At 62.0% G+C, this 15104-nt stretch carries 13 protein-coding genes, 1 tRNA gene and 2 pseudogenes; 6 read left to right on the forward strand and 10 right to left on the reverse strand.

From position 1 onward, the window contains the following. Positions 1-39 precede the first annotated feature (39 nt). The 7 genes from AC07WT_RS17815 to recA form a co-directional block, all read right to left on the reverse strand. Positions 40-663 carry a pilin gene (locus tag AC07WT_RS17815; protein WP_494947958.1) on the reverse strand — a complete coding sequence of 208 codons (624 nt, stop codon included), beginning with the start codon at positions 661-663 and terminating at the stop codon, positions 40-42. Positions 664-798: 135 nt separating this feature from the next. After that, positions 799-1503, reverse strand: coding sequence for a TerC family protein (locus AC07WT_RS17820; RefSeq protein WP_494947959.1), 705 nt, complete (start codon positions 1501-1503; stop codon positions 799-801). 145 nt (positions 1504-1648) lie between these two features. Beyond that, entirely contained in the window at positions 1649-2530 is an 882-nt protein-coding gene (gene sucD, locus AC07WT_RS17825) for a succinate--CoA ligase subunit alpha (RefSeq protein WP_492594679.1), read from the reverse strand. A 115-nt stretch (positions 2531-2645) separates the two neighbouring features. Beyond that, the gene (gene sucC, locus AC07WT_RS17830; protein ID WP_115098982.1) at positions 2646-3812 is read right to left on the reverse strand and encodes an ADP-forming succinate--CoA ligase subunit beta; all 1167 of its coding nucleotides are present in this window, start codon (positions 3810-3812) and stop codon (positions 2646-2648) included. After that, positions 3809-4582, reverse strand: coding sequence for a DUF2889 domain-containing protein (locus AC07WT_RS17835; protein WP_492594728.1), 774 nt, complete (start codon positions 4580-4582; stop codon positions 3809-3811). Before AC07WT_RS17835 ends, sucC begins: the two co-directional genes overlap by 4 nt. 249 nt (positions 4583-4831) lie before the next feature. Next, positions 4832-5512: a recombination regulator RecX gene (gene recX / locus AC07WT_RS17840; protein WP_494947960.1), complete on the reverse strand. Its 681-nt coding sequence runs from the start codon at positions 5510-5512 to the stop codon at positions 4832-4834. A 7-nt stretch (positions 5513-5519) separates the two neighbouring features. Then, positions 5520-6596: a recombinase RecA gene (gene recA, locus AC07WT_RS17845; RefSeq protein WP_494947961.1), complete on the reverse strand. Its 1077-nt coding sequence runs from the start codon at positions 6594-6596 to the stop codon at positions 5520-5522. Between the two features lie 233 nt (positions 6597-6829). Here recA and AC07WT_RS17850 point away from each other — a divergent pair, with 233 nt between their 5' ends. The 4 genes from AC07WT_RS17850 to AC07WT_RS17865 all read left to right on the forward strand — a co-directional run bounded on the left by AC07WT_RS17850 (position 6830) and on the right by AC07WT_RS17865 (position 11190). Continuing rightward, positions 6830-7588 (forward strand): response regulator, encoded by a 759-nt coding sequence (locus tag AC07WT_RS17850; RefSeq protein WP_492594682.1) that lies wholly within the window; start codon positions 6830-6832, stop codon positions 7586-7588. Between the two features lie 13 nt (positions 7589-7601). Then, entirely contained in the window at positions 7602-9140 is a 1539-nt protein-coding gene (locus AC07WT_RS17855) for a sensor histidine kinase (RefSeq protein ID WP_494947962.1), read from the forward strand. A gap of 228 nt (positions 9141-9368) precedes the next feature. Further along, positions 9369-11027 (forward strand): MFS transporter, encoded by a 1659-nt coding sequence (locus tag AC07WT_RS17860; protein ID WP_492594684.1) that lies wholly within the window; start codon positions 9369-9371, stop codon positions 11025-11027. A gap of 86 nt (positions 11028-11113) precedes the next feature. Continuing rightward, positions 11114-11190, forward strand: a tRNA-Met gene (locus tag AC07WT_RS17865). Between the two features lie 181 nt (positions 11191-11371). Here the strand turns inward: AC07WT_RS17865 and mqo are convergent. Continuing rightward, complete coding sequence (mqo, locus tag AC07WT_RS17870) at positions 11372-13018, reverse strand: malate dehydrogenase (quinone) (RefSeq protein WP_494948447.1); 1647 nt, start codon at positions 13016-13018, stop codon at positions 11372-11374. A gap of 492 nt (positions 13019-13510) precedes the next feature. Between mqo and AC07WT_RS17875 the strand changes: the two genes are divergently transcribed. Beyond that, the gene (locus AC07WT_RS17875) at positions 13511-13834 is read left to right on the forward strand and encodes a hypothetical protein (RefSeq protein ID WP_494947963.1); all 324 of its coding nucleotides are present in this window, start codon (positions 13511-13513) and stop codon (positions 13832-13834) included. A 148-nt stretch (positions 13835-13982) separates the two neighbouring features. Here the strand turns inward: AC07WT_RS17875 and AC07WT_RS17880 are convergent. Continuing rightward, a pseudogene (locus AC07WT_RS17880) lies at positions 13983-14102 on the reverse strand (MarR family transcriptional regulator); the annotation flags it as partial. A 28-nt stretch (positions 14103-14130) separates the two neighbouring features. Between AC07WT_RS17880 and AC07WT_RS17885 the strand changes: the two are divergent. After that, positions 14131-14238 (forward strand): annotated as a pseudogene (locus AC07WT_RS17885) (multidrug transporter); the annotation flags it as partial. A gap of 23 nt (positions 14239-14261) precedes the next feature. Here the strand turns inward: AC07WT_RS17885 and AC07WT_RS17890 are convergent. Beyond that, entirely contained in the window at positions 14262-14939 is a 678-nt protein-coding gene (locus AC07WT_RS17890; protein ID WP_494948448.1) for a FadR/GntR family transcriptional regulator, read from the reverse strand. Between the last annotated feature and the right edge of the window lie 165 nt (positions 14940-15104).

Below are 15104 nucleotides of genomic sequence, written 5' to 3' on the forward strand. Positions count from 1 at the left end.
AATCAGCCTTTTACGTTCGACTACCTCTCACACAGCGGCTCATGCGCGGCACTCCGGTGGTGCAAGATTCGGCGGCAACGTCGGCGCATCGGCCGGCGCGGGACCGGCACCCGGCGCAGGCAATGAAGACGCCGTCTTGCCGCCGGCAAAACATTCCCAAGTGACCGCGCCAGGCTGCACCGAACTCTTGCTCAACGCGATCCGCGCGGTGGGCGCGTCCACGTTGTCGGGCACCGAAGGCACCAGCGTGAGCGTGTTCGAACCGGCCTGCGCCACGCGCGTCGTGAAGGCGACGGTGATCTGGCCGGTGTCGTCGTCGACGCGAATCGATTCGACGTTGCGGGTGGCCGGCGGCGACGCATAACCGCCGCCGAACGCATTGCCGCTGGCGGCGTTCTCGGACACCGCGAGACGCGCGGAAGCGGCCAGCGACAAACCCTCGCCGACCCGGCTGCGAGCCAGATAGTCCTGATATGCCGGAATCGCGTAAGCAGCGATTACGCCGACAATCGCCAGCACGATCATCAATTCGATCAGCGTAAAGCCGAAGCCGACACCGCGGCAGGCGCGTGCGATTCGCGCGGGCCACTGCGCTCGCCGGGAGCTTGAGCGCGGGGAAAGCCTGGACTGTGGATAAGGGGAATACGGCAAAATAACGATCATCGGCAGGCTCCTGAAACGAAAAACGCCTGCCCCGCGAATCGGGGACAGGCGTTTCCATCGTAGCCAGCAGCGCTTGCCCTACACAGTCAGCCGGATGGCTAACGTTGCGCTATCACCGCGATGTTCCGCCAAGGTTCAGGCCGCCGCGCGTTTGGCGTTGTGGCGCTTGAGCAGATAGCCCAGCACCACGACGAACACCGCACCCGCGATGCTCGTACCGTATTCGGCCACCGGCGTATCGAGGATCGGCCAACGGTCGCCGGCCGGGTCGTTGATGATCAACCCACCCGCAATCCAGCCAAGCAACGCGGCGCCGAGCGTGATGACGATCGGAAAGCGGTCGAGCAGCTTCAGCACCAGCTGGCTGCCCCACACGATCAGCGGAATGCTGACCACCAGCCCGAAAATCACCAGCGCGAGACGATGTCCTGGATCCGCTGCCTCGGCCGCGCCGGCAATCGCGATCACGTTGTCGAGGCTCATCACCGCGTCCGCAATGATGATGGTCTTGATCGCCGACATCAGCTTGTCGGCCGGCTTGATGTTCTCGTGAACATCGTGCGCGGGCGCCAGCAGGCGCACGCCGATCCACAGCAGCAGCAGACCGCCGGTAAATTTGAGCAGCGGCACGTCGAGCAGCGCGACCGCGAACGCGATCAGCACGACCCGCAGCAGGATGGCGCCGGCCGTGCCCCACAACACGCCTTTCGTACGCTGCGCGGGCGGCAGCTTGCGGCAGGCCAGCGCGATCACGACGGCATTGTCGCCCCCGAGCAGGATGTCGATGACGATGATCTGGATGACTGTGCCCCAATGGAGCGTGGAGAAGAACTCGAACATGAGTGGAAGAATAAGAGGAGGTCGAACGCGCGGCCAACAAAAAAGCGGAGGAGTCGAAAACTCCCCCGCTTTTTAAGACCGCACGCTTACGAAAGGGTTTCGTAAGCGTATCAAAAACGCGCCGCTACAGCACGCGAATTTCGATTTACAGCATCGCCTTCAGAAGACGCGCCATTTCCGACGGGTTCTTCGTGACCTTGATGCCGCAGGCGTCCATGATTTCCAGCTTCGCTTCGGCCGTATCGGCACCGCCCGAGATCAGCGCGCCGGCATGGCCCATGCGCTTGCCCGGAGGCGCCGTCACACCGGCGATAAAGCCAACCACCGGCTTCTTCATGTTGTCCTTGATCCAGTACGCAGCGTTCGCTTCGTCCGGACCGCCGATCTCGCCGATCATGATGACGGCGTCCGTGTCCGGATCGTCGTTGAACATCTGCATCACGTCGATGTGCTTCAGACCGTTGATCGGGTCGCCGCCGATACCGACTGCCGACGATTGGCCGAGGCCGATCGCCGTCAATTGACCGACCGCTTCATACGTCAGCGTGCCCGAACGCGACACGACGCCGATGCGGCCCTTGCGGTGGATGTGACCCGGCATGATGCCGATCTTCAGTTCGTCCGGCGTGATCGTGCCCGGGCAGTTCGGTCCGAGCAGCAGCGTCTTGCGGTTTTCGCGACGCATACGGTCCTTGATCTCGATCATGTCGCGCACGGGGATGCCTTCCGTGATACAGATCGCCAGATCCAGATCGGCTTCGACCGCTTCCCAGATCGCGGCAGCAGCGCCTGCCGGCGGCACGTAGATCACCGACACGGTCGCGCCCGTTTCAGCCTTGGCTTCAGCGACGCTCGCGTAGATAGGAATGCCTTCGAAGTCTTCGCCGGCGCGCTTCGGGTTCACGCCCGCAACGTAGGCTTCACGGCCGTTTGCATATTCACGGCAAGCACGCGTGTGGAACTGACCGGTCTTGCCGGTGATGCCCTGCGTGATGACCTTGGTGTCTTTGTTAATCAGAATCGACATGTATTGACCTCTGTTCGTTTGGCGTCGCGCGATTGCGCCACACGGCGAAACGTTCTCCGCCCGCGTCGCTCACGCGCCGCCATTCGTAATCCTGGGTTCCTGGTAAACGCGCTCTTTACTTGCCTTGAGCGGCCGCGACGACCTTCTGAGCAGCTTCTTCCATGCTGTCCGCCGAGATGATCGGCAGGCCGGATTCAGCGAGCATCTTCTTGCCGAGGTCTTCGTTCGTGCCCTTCATGCGCACGACGAGCGGCACCTGCAGATGAACCGCCTTCGACGCGGCGATCACGCCTTCCGCGATCACGTCGCAGCGCATGATGCCGCCGAAGATGTTGACCAGGATCGCCGTCAGGTTCGGGTTCTTCAGCATCAGCTTGAACGCTTCGGTGACCTTCTCGGTCGTGGCGCCACCGCCCACGTCGAGGAAGTTCGCCGGTTCGCCGCCGAACAGCTTGATGGTATCCATCGTTGCCATGGCGAGGCCGGCGCCGTTCACGAGGCAGCCGATGTTGCCGTCGAGCGAGATGTAGGCGAGGTCGAACTTCGATGCTTCGACTTCAGCCGGATCTTCTTCGTCCAGATCGCGGTACGCGACGATTTCCGGGTGACGGAACAGTGCGTTCGAATCGAAGTTGAATTTGGCATCCAGCGCGATGACCTTGCCGTCGCCGGTCAGGATCAGCGGGTTGATTTCCGCGAGCGATGCGTCGGTTTCCCAGAATGCCTTGTACAGACCTTGCAGGATCGCGCGCGCTTGCGGGATCGATGCGTCGGGCACGCCGATTTTCTTCGCGAGGTCGTCAGCTTCGGCGTCTTTCAGACCGGTCGACGGGTCGACAGCAACCTTGTGGATCAGCTCGGGCGTCTTTTCCGCGACTTCTTCGACGTCCATGCCGCCTTCGCTCGATGCCATCACGACGATCTTCTGCGACACGCGATCGATCACGAGGCCGACATACAGTTCCTTCTTGATGTCAGCGCCTTCTTCGATCAGCAGACGATTCACCTTCTGGCCTTCCGGACCGGTCTGGTGCGTGACGAGCTGCATGCCGAGGATCTGGTTCGAGTATTCGCGAACCTGTTCCAGCGACTTGGCGACCTTCACGCCGCCGCCCTTGCCACGGCCACCCGCGTGGATCTGAGCCTTCACAACCCATACCGGGCCGCCGAGCTCTTCCGCGGCCTTGACCGCATCATCCACCGAGAAGACCGGCTTGCCGCGCGGTACCGCGACGCCGAATTTCCGCAGGATTTCCTTACCCTGGTACTCGTGAATCTTCATGCGTGATTCCCTTCAGTCTGAGAGTTGGATTGAACTTCGTTTCCGCTGCCGTCGTTCATGCCGGACGCGCCGCTGCCGTTGCCAGTCAGACGGGACGCTCCGTCGTCCGAGCCGGCCGCGCGATCCGCTGAACGCGGCGCGTGGCCATACCAGCGCGGATAAAACTGTTGCACCGCCTCGCCGTCGAAACGCAGCGCGTGGCAGCGTCCCAGCTGGAATGGCAGTTTGTCGTTGGAATGCTCGCCAGCGCCGTTTGTGCTGTCTGCGCTTGTGGCCTGCCCGGTCCCTGAACTCGCCGCTGCGCGCGGCGTGCCTTCGCCAGGCGCGCCGTCATCGGTGTTCCATACATCGCCGGCGAACGCCTGAATCGCGGCAGTCGGCAAAAGCGCGCACAACTCGGTGAGATGCGTGCAGCCAGCCGTGCCGGCCAGCAAACGGGCGGCATCGCGACGGAAGTTCTGGAACAGATTGAGCCCGATAAGGGCACGGTAGGCGGGATTACTGGCTTGGCACAAACCTGGATAGGGCACCCAGTCGGACGACGCTTCTGCGTCGACGACATTGAGCTTGCGATCGATGGTGATGCGAAGCCAGAGTTCATGGATCGGCTGACCCTTGGGCCGGACGCCCGACGCAAGCACCACATCGCGCGGTTTTTCGTCGGTCAAGCACGCCTCCACATCCCACAGGCCATCGGCTCGCTCATAGGCTTCCGCTCTGATTGCGCGACGATGGCGCAACTGACGGGAGACTGGTGGAGAGAGCGGCATGCGGAAAGGAAAGGCCGGATTGGAAAACCAGCGAATTTTAGCATACTGGGTATTTGAGACAGGTCGGAATGCGCAGGGCCGCTGGCGGGCGCGCTCGAGCACGAGGGACCTTATCTCGAAGGGGGCTAGCGATAAGGCGAAGCGTGGGTTTGCTTCGCGCGGCGCGCCAGGTTGGCGGCAAACGGCAAGGCGCACCGCGGCCGGCATGTCATTCGAAGCGCTGACCGGACTACGCAGCGAGTCGCCGCTTCACTCTTCGTCGCTACCTTTGAGGATTTTGCCGATCGTGGCGCCCGAGAAACCGCGCGACGCCAGGAAGCGCGCCTGCCTGGCACGCTCGGCGGGGGTTTCGGGAAGCTGACCGAACTTCTTTCGCCAGACGGCTTGAGCGCGCGCCAGTTCGGTTTCGCGCAATTGCGCGCTGACTTCTTCGACCAGCGCCGGGTCGACTGCATGCTGCTTCAGTTCGCCGACAATCCGACTCGCACCCAGTCGCGACGAGCGCCGATGGATCAGACTTTCTGCAAAACGCGAATCCGACAGCCAGTTTTCGGCTTCAAGTGTGTCGAGCAAGGTGTCGAGCGAATCGGTTTCTTCAACGAAAGGCTTGAGCTTGCGCGCGAGTTCGGCGCGGCTGTATTCACGCCGGGACAGATAGCCGAGCGCGCGGCCTTTTAGAGAGCGGGCGGGACGCTGGGATTTTTTGGAATCGTCCTGATCCGGTTTCGCTTCGCCTGGTGCGCAGCGCGAACGGGTGTAGGTAGTTTCAGATGGATCCGCTGCGGACCGTGCGGAAGAATCGGGCTGCCGGCTCCGGCCTGCGGCCCGATCATGTGCGTCAAACGACTCGAACGGATCGAACGGATCGTCGTCACGCGGGCCGCCCGCGTGATGTCCAGCATTGGACAACGGCCGGCCCTTGCGTATCACGTGATGGTTACTCTTTTTCGTCCGCGACTTCGGCGCCTGCGCCGGTCACCGTTTCCGCCATGGCATTCACGCCCAGCGACTCACGGATACGGTTTTCGATCTCACGGGCGATGTCCGGATTTTCGCGCAGGAATTCGCGCGCGTTGTCCTTACCCTGACCAATACGTTCGCCGTTGTAGCTATACCAGGCACCGGCCTTGTCGACGATCTTCGCCGACACGCCGAGGTCGATGATTTCGCCCTGACGCGAAATACCTTCGCCGTACAGAATGTCGAAAATCGCTTCGCGGAACGGTGGCGACACCTTGTTCTTGACGACCTTCACGCGCGTTTCGTTGCCGATCACTTCGTCGTTCTTCTTGATCGAACCGATCCGGCGAATGTCCAGACGCACCGACGCGTAGAATTTCAGCGCGTTACCGCCCGTGGTGGTTTCCGGGTTGCCGAACATCACGCCGATCTTCATGCGGATCTGGTTGATGAAGATCACGAGGCAGTTCGTGCGCTTGATCGTACCGGTAAGCTTGCGCAGCGCTTGCGACATCAGACGCGCTTGCAGACCCGGCAGCGAGTCGCCCATTTCGCCTTCGATTTCAGCCTTCGGCACGAGTGCCGCGACCGAGTCGATCACGATCATGTCGATCGAGCCCGAGCGCACCAGTGCGTCGGCGATTTCGAGCGCCTGTTCGCCGGTGTCCGGCTGCGAAACCAGCAGGTCGTTCACGTTCACGCCGAGCTTGCCCGCGTACTGGATGTCCAGTGCGTGTTCCGCGTCGATAAACGCTGCCGTGCCGCCGATCTTCTGCATTTCGGCGATGACTTGCAGCGTGAGCGTGGTTTTACCGGACGACTCCGGGCCATAGATTTCGACCACACGGCCACGCGGTAAACCGCCGACGCCCAGTGCGATGTCGAGGCCGAGCGATCCGGTTGAGACCACCTGGATGTCTTCGACTACCTCACCTGCGCCGAGCCGCATGACCGACCCTTTGCCGAACTGCTTTTCGATCTGCGCGAGTGCGGCAGCGAGTGCCTTGCTCTTTTCAGCAGTCAGTCCAGCCGAGCCTTTCTTGCTTTCTTCCATGAATCGTCCTTTGCTATGATGAACGGCGTCTGAGGCAGATGTGCAGCCCCCTTCTAGCGGACAGCACACGAAACCCAGACACTGTATAAAAAAACAGTAGTTTTGGCAAGCGCGATTCTCATGTGAACGCGCATTTTTACCGTCGCGCTGCCCAACTACCCACAATTATTTTCGGAGACCGCTGTGCGCCGGGGGGACACCCCACGGTGCCGGCAAAGGCAGGCTGGCGCATCATGCGAATTCTGATTGCCGAAGACGACAGCATACTCGCGGACGGTCTGGTTCGATCACTCCGCCAATCGGCCTATGCTGTCGATCACGTGAAGAACGGCGTCGAAGCGGATACCGCGCTATCGATGCAAACTTTCGACCTGCTGATTCTCGATCTCGGCCTGCCGCGCATGTCCGGGCTCGAGGTGCTGCGCCGTCTGCGCGCGCGTAATTCGAACCTGCCGGTGCTGATCCTGACCGCTGCGGACAGCGTCGACGAACGCGTCAAAGGACTCGATCTCGGCGCCGACGACTACATGGCCAAACCCTTCGCGCTGAACGAACTCGAAGCGCGCGTGCGCGCCTTGACGCGGCGCGGCGCGGGCGGCGGCCCGACGGTGGTGCGGCATGGCTCGCTGTCGTTCGATCAGGTTGGCCGGATCGCCTCTGTCAATGAGCAGGTAATCGATCTGTCGGCGCGCGAACTGGGTTTGCTCGAAGTGCTGCTGCAGCGGATCGGCCGGCTGGTGTCGAAGGAACAGCTCGTCGACCATCTGTGCGAATGGGGCGAAGAAGTCAGCAACAACGCGATCGAGGTCTACGTGCACAGGCTGCGCAAGAAAATCGAGCCGAGCGGCGTACGCATCATCACCGTGCGCGGCTTGGGTTACTGTCTCGAGAAAGCCGCGCAGCCCGTGAATCCGACGCCCCCGGCAGCCGACCCCGAGCCGCCCTCCTCGCCCTTGTCCGGCGCGATGCCGGCGAGCCATCACTACAAATAGAGGGAGGTCGCCCATGTCCGCACGCGCAGACCGCGCTACGGCGCACGCGGCGGACCTCGACGAAGCGCGCGACGAGCGCTACGCCAATCCGTTCGCCCCGCCCGACGAAACCGAAGCCGCCGCCGAGGCGCGCCCACGCTCGCTGTTTGGCGAGATTCTCGACTGGATGCTGGCGCCGCTGCTGCTGCTCTGGCCGATGAGCCTCGCGGTCACCTATCTGGTCGCCAAGTCGATCGCCAATGGGCCGTTCGACCGCGCGCTCGAAACCGACGCCTACGTGCTCGCCCGGCAGATTCATCCGGTCAACGGCGTGGCGGAGTTGTCGCTGCCCGACTCCACCCGCGACTTTCTGCGCACCGACAACGTCGACAGCGTGTTCTACCAGGTGCTCGGCACCCGCGGCGAACTGGTGGGCGGCGAGCGCGACATGCCGCTGCCGCACGAGGAAGACCGGCCGCAGCCCGGCCTCGTCGAATTTCGCGACGACGTGCTGCGCGGCAACGATATCCGCGTCGCCTATACGACCGTCGAGTTTCCGCAGACGCCCGGCGCGCAACCGGTGCTGGTGCAAGTCGCCGAGACGCTCGACAAACGCAGCCAGTTGGCCAACGACATCATCAAAGGCGTGATCCTGCCGCAGTTCGTGATTCTGCCGCTCGCGATCCTGCTGGTGTGGTTCGGCCTGTCGCGCGGCCTCGCGCCGCTGCACGCGCTGCAAGCGCACATCCGCGCGCGCCGTCCCGACGATCTGTCGCCGCTCGAAGCGCGCCGCGCGCCGCCGGAAATCGAACCGCTGGTGACGTCGTTCAACGATCTGCTGACGCGCCTCGAACAGAACATGGAGCTGCAAAAGCGCTTCATCGCCGACGCCGCGCATCAGATGAAAACGCCGCTCGCCGGACTGCGCACGCAGGCCGAACTGGCGCTGCGCCAGGACGCCTCTGATGAAGTACACCGCTCGCTCGAACAGATCGCCACCAGTTCCGAACACGCGGCGCGCCTCGTCACGCAACTGCTGGCGTTGGCGCGCGCGGAAAACCGCATGTCGGGGCAGATTTTCGCGCCGGTCGAAGTGACCGAGGTAGCGCGCAACGCCGTGCGCGACTGGGTTCAAGCCGCGCTCGTCAAGCAGATGGATCTCGGCTACGAAGCGCCCGACGAACCGGTCGAAGTCGACGGCAATCCGGTCATGCTGCGCGAAATGCTGTCGAATCTGATCGACAACGCGATCCGTTACACGCCGGCTGGCGGGCGCATCACAGTGCGGGTACGTCATGACGCGGCGGCGCGGCTCGTGCATCTGGAAGTGGAAGACACCGGACTCGGCATTCCGATGGCGGAGCGTGCGCGTGTCGTCGAGCGCTTCTATCGGATTCTCGGCCGCGACGGCGACGGCAGCGGCCTCGGGCTTGCGATCGTCCGCGAGATTGCGACGATGCACGGCGGCGAGCTGTCCATCGACGACAACGTCTACCAAACCTCGCCGCGGCTCGCCGGAACGCTGGTGCGCGTCAGCTTGCGCGTGCTCGAACGGGCACGGGACTTACCCTAAGGCGCGCACGACACAAAACACCAGATCAATAAAAATACAGACACTTAGAGACAAATTAACGAAATTTGCCATTTGTTGAACGACGTTATCAAAATCCCTCGAGATCACCCCACCTTGGCATTTCACCCTGCCACGTCAGTACGCCGTAAGTTTCCACTCCAATAATCGGTTCCACGGGAACGCCTTTGCCGGCGAACCGCGTGCACATATCAATATTGGAGACGATATATGGCTACCGTTGGCGGGCAACTCTCGCATGCGCCGATGACGCGCGAAGAGAAGCGGGTGATCTTCGCATCGTCGCTGGGTACGGTTTTCGAGTGGTACGACTTCTATCTGGCCGGGTCGCTGGCCGCCTTCATCAGCAAGAGCTTCTTCTCCGGCGTCAATCCGACCGCCGGCTTCATCTTCACGCTGCTCAGCTTCGCCGCGGGTTTCGCGGTGCGGCCGTTCGGCGCGATCGTGTTCGGGAGGCTCGGCGATATGGTCGGACGCAAGTACACCTTCCTCATCACGATCGTGATCATGGGTCTGTCGACTTTCCTGGTCGGCTTCCTCCCGGGCTACGCGACAATCGGCATTGCATCGCCGGTGATCTTCGTCGCGATGCGGATGCTGCAAGGCCTCGCGCTCGGCGGCGAGTACGGCGGTGCTGCAACGTACGTGGCCGAACACGCGCCTGCGGGACGCCGCGGCTTCTACACCGCATGGATCCAGACGACCGCCACGCTCGGCCTGTTCCTGTCGCTGCTGGTAATTCTCGGCGTGCGCACGGCGATGGGCGAGGACGCGTTCGGCGTCTGGGGCTGGCGCATTCCGTTCGTCGCGTCGGTCATCCTGCTCGGCGTGTCGGTGTGGATCCGGCTGCAACTGAATGAATCGCCGGTATTCAACCGTATCAAGGCCGAAGGCAAGACCTCGAAGGCGCCGCTGACCGAAGCATTCGGCCAATGGAAGAACCTGAAGGTCGTGATTCTCGCGCTGATCGGCCTGACCGCCGGCCAGGCGGTGGTCTGGTACACGGGCCAGTTCTACACACTGTTCTTCCTGACGCAGACGCTGAAGGTCGACGGCGCCACCGCCAACATCCTGATCGCGATCGCACTGCTGATCGGCACGCCGTTCTTCGTGTTCTTCGGTTCACTGTCGGACCGGATCGGCCGCAAGCCGATCATCATGGCCGGACTGCTGATCGCCGCGTGCACGTACTTCCCGCTGTTCAAGGCGCTCGCGCACTACACGAACCCGGCATTGGAAACCGCCACTGCGAAGTCGCCGATCGTCGTGATCGCGAATCCGGACGAGTGCTCGTTCCAGTTCAACCCAGTCGGCACGTCGAAGTTCACGACCTCGTGCGACATCGCGAAGAGCGCGCTGTCGAAAGCAGGCTTGAACTACGAGAACGTCGCGGCGCCGACGGGCACGCTGGCGCAGATCAAGGTTGGCGATACCGTGGTCAATACATATGACGGCAAGGCAGCCGACGCGAAAGACCAGGGCAAGGTGTTCGACAAGACCCTCGCCACGACGCTGAAGACCGCCGGCTACCCGCCGAAGGCCGATCCGTCGCAGATCAACTGGCCGATGAGCGTGGTGATCATGACGATCCTGGTGATCTACGTGACGGCGGTGTACGGGCCGATCGCGGCCATGCTGGTGGAGATGTTCCCGACGCGCATCCGCTACACGTCGATGTCGCTGCCGTATCACATTGGCAATGGCTGGTTCGGCGGCTTCCTGCCGGCAACCGCATTCGCGATCGTCGCGGCGAAGGGCAACATTTACTCGGGACTGTGGTATCCGATTGCGATTGCGTTGATCACCTTCGTGATCGGCATGCTGTTCGTCAAGGAAACCAAGGACTCGGACATCTACGCCCGCGACTAAAAACCTTGGCGGACCGGCCAAGTTGAAAAAATTGGGTGCTGGGGGTTGACAGCCTCCGGCCCCGTCCGCATAATCTCGCTTCTTTCGGCGAATTAGCTCAGTTGGTTAGAGCGACGGAATCATAATCCGCAGGTCCGGGGTTCGAGTCCCTGATTCGCCACCAGTTGCAAGAAAAAGCCGCTGCTTCTCACGAAGCAGCGGCTTTTTTGTTTCCAATGACCGCAATACTCCTAAAGCGGCGCGCGGTGTTGGCTGCTACAGCTACGCAGGACCATTCCGGCGCTCCGAAGAACTTGCAGCAATCGAAAGCGGCCGTATGACCGGCCGCTTTCCCATCCCGAAATTTAAAGCGCCATGTCAGCCGCAGCCTTGGCCGGCCGCGGTGCCGTGGCCTGGGGCTTCGAACCCGGCGTCGCGGCGAGGTCGATCTGCGGCGGCGGCATCAGCTGCAGCACGTCGCTGGTATAGGTCCATTCCCGATAGACCTTGGCCGGGCTGTCGTTGAGTTGGGTCCCGTAGCTCGGGACGATCTGGTGGATCTTCTCCTGCCACGCCGGCGTAGCGACCTTGTCCTTGAACACCTTCTCGAGCAGGCTGAGCATGATCGGCGCAGCGGTCGAGGCGCCCGGCGACGCACCCAGCAGACCGGCGATACTGCCATCCTGCGAGCTCACGATTTCCGTACCGAGCTTGAGGACGCCGCCCTTCGCGCCGTCGCGCTTGATGATCTGGACACGCTGACCGGCTTGCCACAGGCGCCAGTCTTCCTTCTTAGCGAGCGGGAAGTATTCCTTCAACGCCTTGAAGCGATCGTCATCGGTCAGCATCAGCTGACCCGCCAGGTATTCGACCAACGGAAACTCGTCGATGCCCACGTGCACCATCGGCACGACGTTATGCACATTGGTGCTGCTCAGGAGATCGAGGTACGAGCCGTTCTTCAGGAACTTGGTCGAGAAGGTCGCGAACGGTCCGAACAGAATGATCTTCTTGCCGTCGATGATGCGCGTGTCCAGGTGCGGCACCGACATCGGCGGCGAACCGACGGACGCCTTGCCGTAGGCCTTGGCCAGGTGCCGGCTCACGACCTCCGGATTTTCCGTCACCAGGAACGAACCGCCGACCGGAAACGCACCGTAGTCCCTGGCTTCCGGAATGCCTGACGCCTGCAGCAGGTGCAACGCGCCGCCGCCGGCGCCGATGAACACGAACTTCGCGTCGACGTCCTGCTCGGAATCACCGGTCTGGGTCTTCACGTAGGACACCCGCCACGTGCCGTCAGCATTGCGCTTGATGCTGCGCACTTCGCTGGAGAGCGAGAGATTGAAGCCGGGCTGGCCCTGCAGGTAGCCGACGAACTGGCGCGTAATCTCGCCGAAGTTCATGTCGGTGCCCACCGGGGACCAGGTCGCCGCGACCTTCTGTTTCGGATCGCGGCCTTCCATCATCAGCGGAACCCACTGCTTGATCTGCTCGAAGTCGTCCGAGTACTTCATGCCGCGGAACAACGGGCTCGCCTGCAGCGCGTCGTAGCGCTTCTTGAGGAAACGGACATTGTCGTCGCCCCAGACGAAGCTCATGTGCGGCGTCGAATTGATGAACGATCGCGGATTCCTGAGCACGTCGTTCCTGACCTGCCAGGCCCAGAACTGGCGCGACACCTGAAAGGCCTCGTTGATTTCGACGGCCTTCGAAATGTCGATCGTGCCGTCCGGCTTCTCGGGCGTGTAGTTGAGCTCGGCCAACGCGGAATGCCCGGTGCCGGCATTGTTCCAGCCATTCGAGCTTTCCTTGGCCACGCCGTCCAGACGCTCGATCATCATCATCGACCAGTCGGGCTGGAGCTCATGAAGCCACACGCCCAGCGTCGAACTCATGATGCCGCCGCCCACCAGCAAGACGTCCACCTTTTTCGTCTCGCCGGCTTGCGCGGAAAGTGCACCCACCGAAACAACCAACCCCAATAAAACCGCTCTTATCGTCTTAACCAAAATGAACAACCTTTCTCAACGTGCACAAAATCCTTACGGAACTTCCGATTGAACGGTTTCGGCAAAAAGCCTTCCCACATCTCCATCGGAGTCCCGATCAGAGGAATCGAATGCGCCAATAAAAGCCTGCGCGCAGGAAGCTCAGCGACTTCCTATCGCGTACGGCGACAAATTTTTTGTGTCTCGGGTGCGTGTTGCGTCGCTGGATATGGACGCCGCTTGAAATGAAAACCAACTGCCACAAACGTGAACGGGGCTAGAGCCGACGACACTCAACAGCGCGCGCACCAGAAAAGCGCACTGACCGCAATTGCCGAGCACGCGGGAACGACTCGTGGAAACCACCGGATAGCTGCCCCATTGGAGGTATAGGGGCAGCGGGTGCGTAATATAACTGAAATCGAGATAGCTGAAATCGACAGCAAAAAGATTTTTGCGCCCGGCCCGCTGTCGTATCGATGCCCAACCCTGCAACTTCAAGGAGGTTTCTTGATGATATTCCGCTCCACCACGGCTACCGCTTCGGCAGTCATTCTCCTCGCCGCGTCTTCGTTCGCCGCTCACGCCGAGACAGCACGAGCCGACGGCCAGTGGCGCGCCAGCCCGCTCGTACTCTCCACGCTTTTGCAGGACGGCTACAAGATCGTCGCCGTGGTCAATGGCGCGCACGACAGCACCGGTATGGCCGATACCATTTTCGTCCAGCGCGACCAGAGCGCATTCAAATGCATCGACCCATCGCAACCCGATGCGAAGACAAAGGCAGCCTGCTTCGAACTGGTTCAGCCCTCGGGCGCAGCGTCTGAAGCGAAATAAGCAGCGAACCCTGCCGATGCGATCCATCGGCGCATGCCACGAAAAAGGAGCTAGCACGCGCTAGCTCCCCCCGACATACCCTGATTCGCCCGCCCGGTACGGGCCCGCCGATTGCATCACGCAAGCAGCGCATCATCACGATCGCCATTCATCGATCGACCAACCGGCTCAGGTTTCCATGCACCCGTTGCAACAGCGCGATCAGCTGCTTCGCCTCGTCGTCGCTGAAACCGTTCAGGGCTTCCATGGCGACTTCGTCGCCGACTCGTTCAGATAGGCATCGTTGACGCCTGCACTTCAAGCTGATGTTCATGGCGACGCTACTGGTGATTCCGCTGCTGTTGCTGATCCGACCGGCGCGCAAACAGCCGGATGCGTCGCTCGCGCACGCGGCGATGGATTGATTCGACGACCGCCTGCACGGCGGTCAGCCTTCGATTCTTCCTCGTGTGACGCCCAGCAACCCCGCCATCGCCGCGCGCGCCGCCGCGGCATTGCGTTCGCGGATCGCCTCGAACACCGCCGTATGCTCGGCCAGCGACGCGTTGAACACCTCCGCGCGTTTCGCATTCAGCCGCAGTTGCGCTTCCAGCGTGCGCTCGATCAGCGTGCCGAGCGGAATCAGCAGTTCGTTGCTGCAGGCGCTCAGCACGCTCAAATGAAACTGCAGATCGGCGCGCACCCATTCATCGACATTGCGTGCCGCGACCATCGCCGCATGTGCCGTTGCGAGCGCATCGAAAGTTTCGTCCGTGCGCGAGGCCGCCGCCAGGCCCGCCGCGTACGGCTCGATCATCTCGCGCATCTCCTGCAGCTTCAGCGCGAACGCCATCGGCTCGGCAACGCGCGAATACCAGTCGAGCACATCGACATCGAGCAGATTCCATGCATTTTTTGGCCGCACGCGCGTGCCCACGCGCGGCCGCGATTCGATCAACCCTTTCGACGTCAACGTGCGCAGCGCCTCGCGCAACACCGTGCGGCTCACGCCGAACGTATCCATCAACTCCGCCTCGCGCGGCAGGATCGAATCGGGCGCGTAGTCGCCGCGCAGAATCGCGGTCGCCAGCAGATGGGCGACGCGCCCATGCAGATCGTGCTGAATAGTTTTCTCCCAGCAGCCTTGCGGCGCTATGTGATATCGGAACCCAGGCCGGAACGAGCGGGATTATCCGGCATCCCAACCCTCGCACCCAATGCACTGAATCCTCCGACCCGATCCCAAATTTTCACCAATAGTACTATTAATAGTACTTAAACGAGGTTTTGT

The organism is Paraburkholderia sp. GW821-FHT02A12 (genome assembly GCF_059422005.1).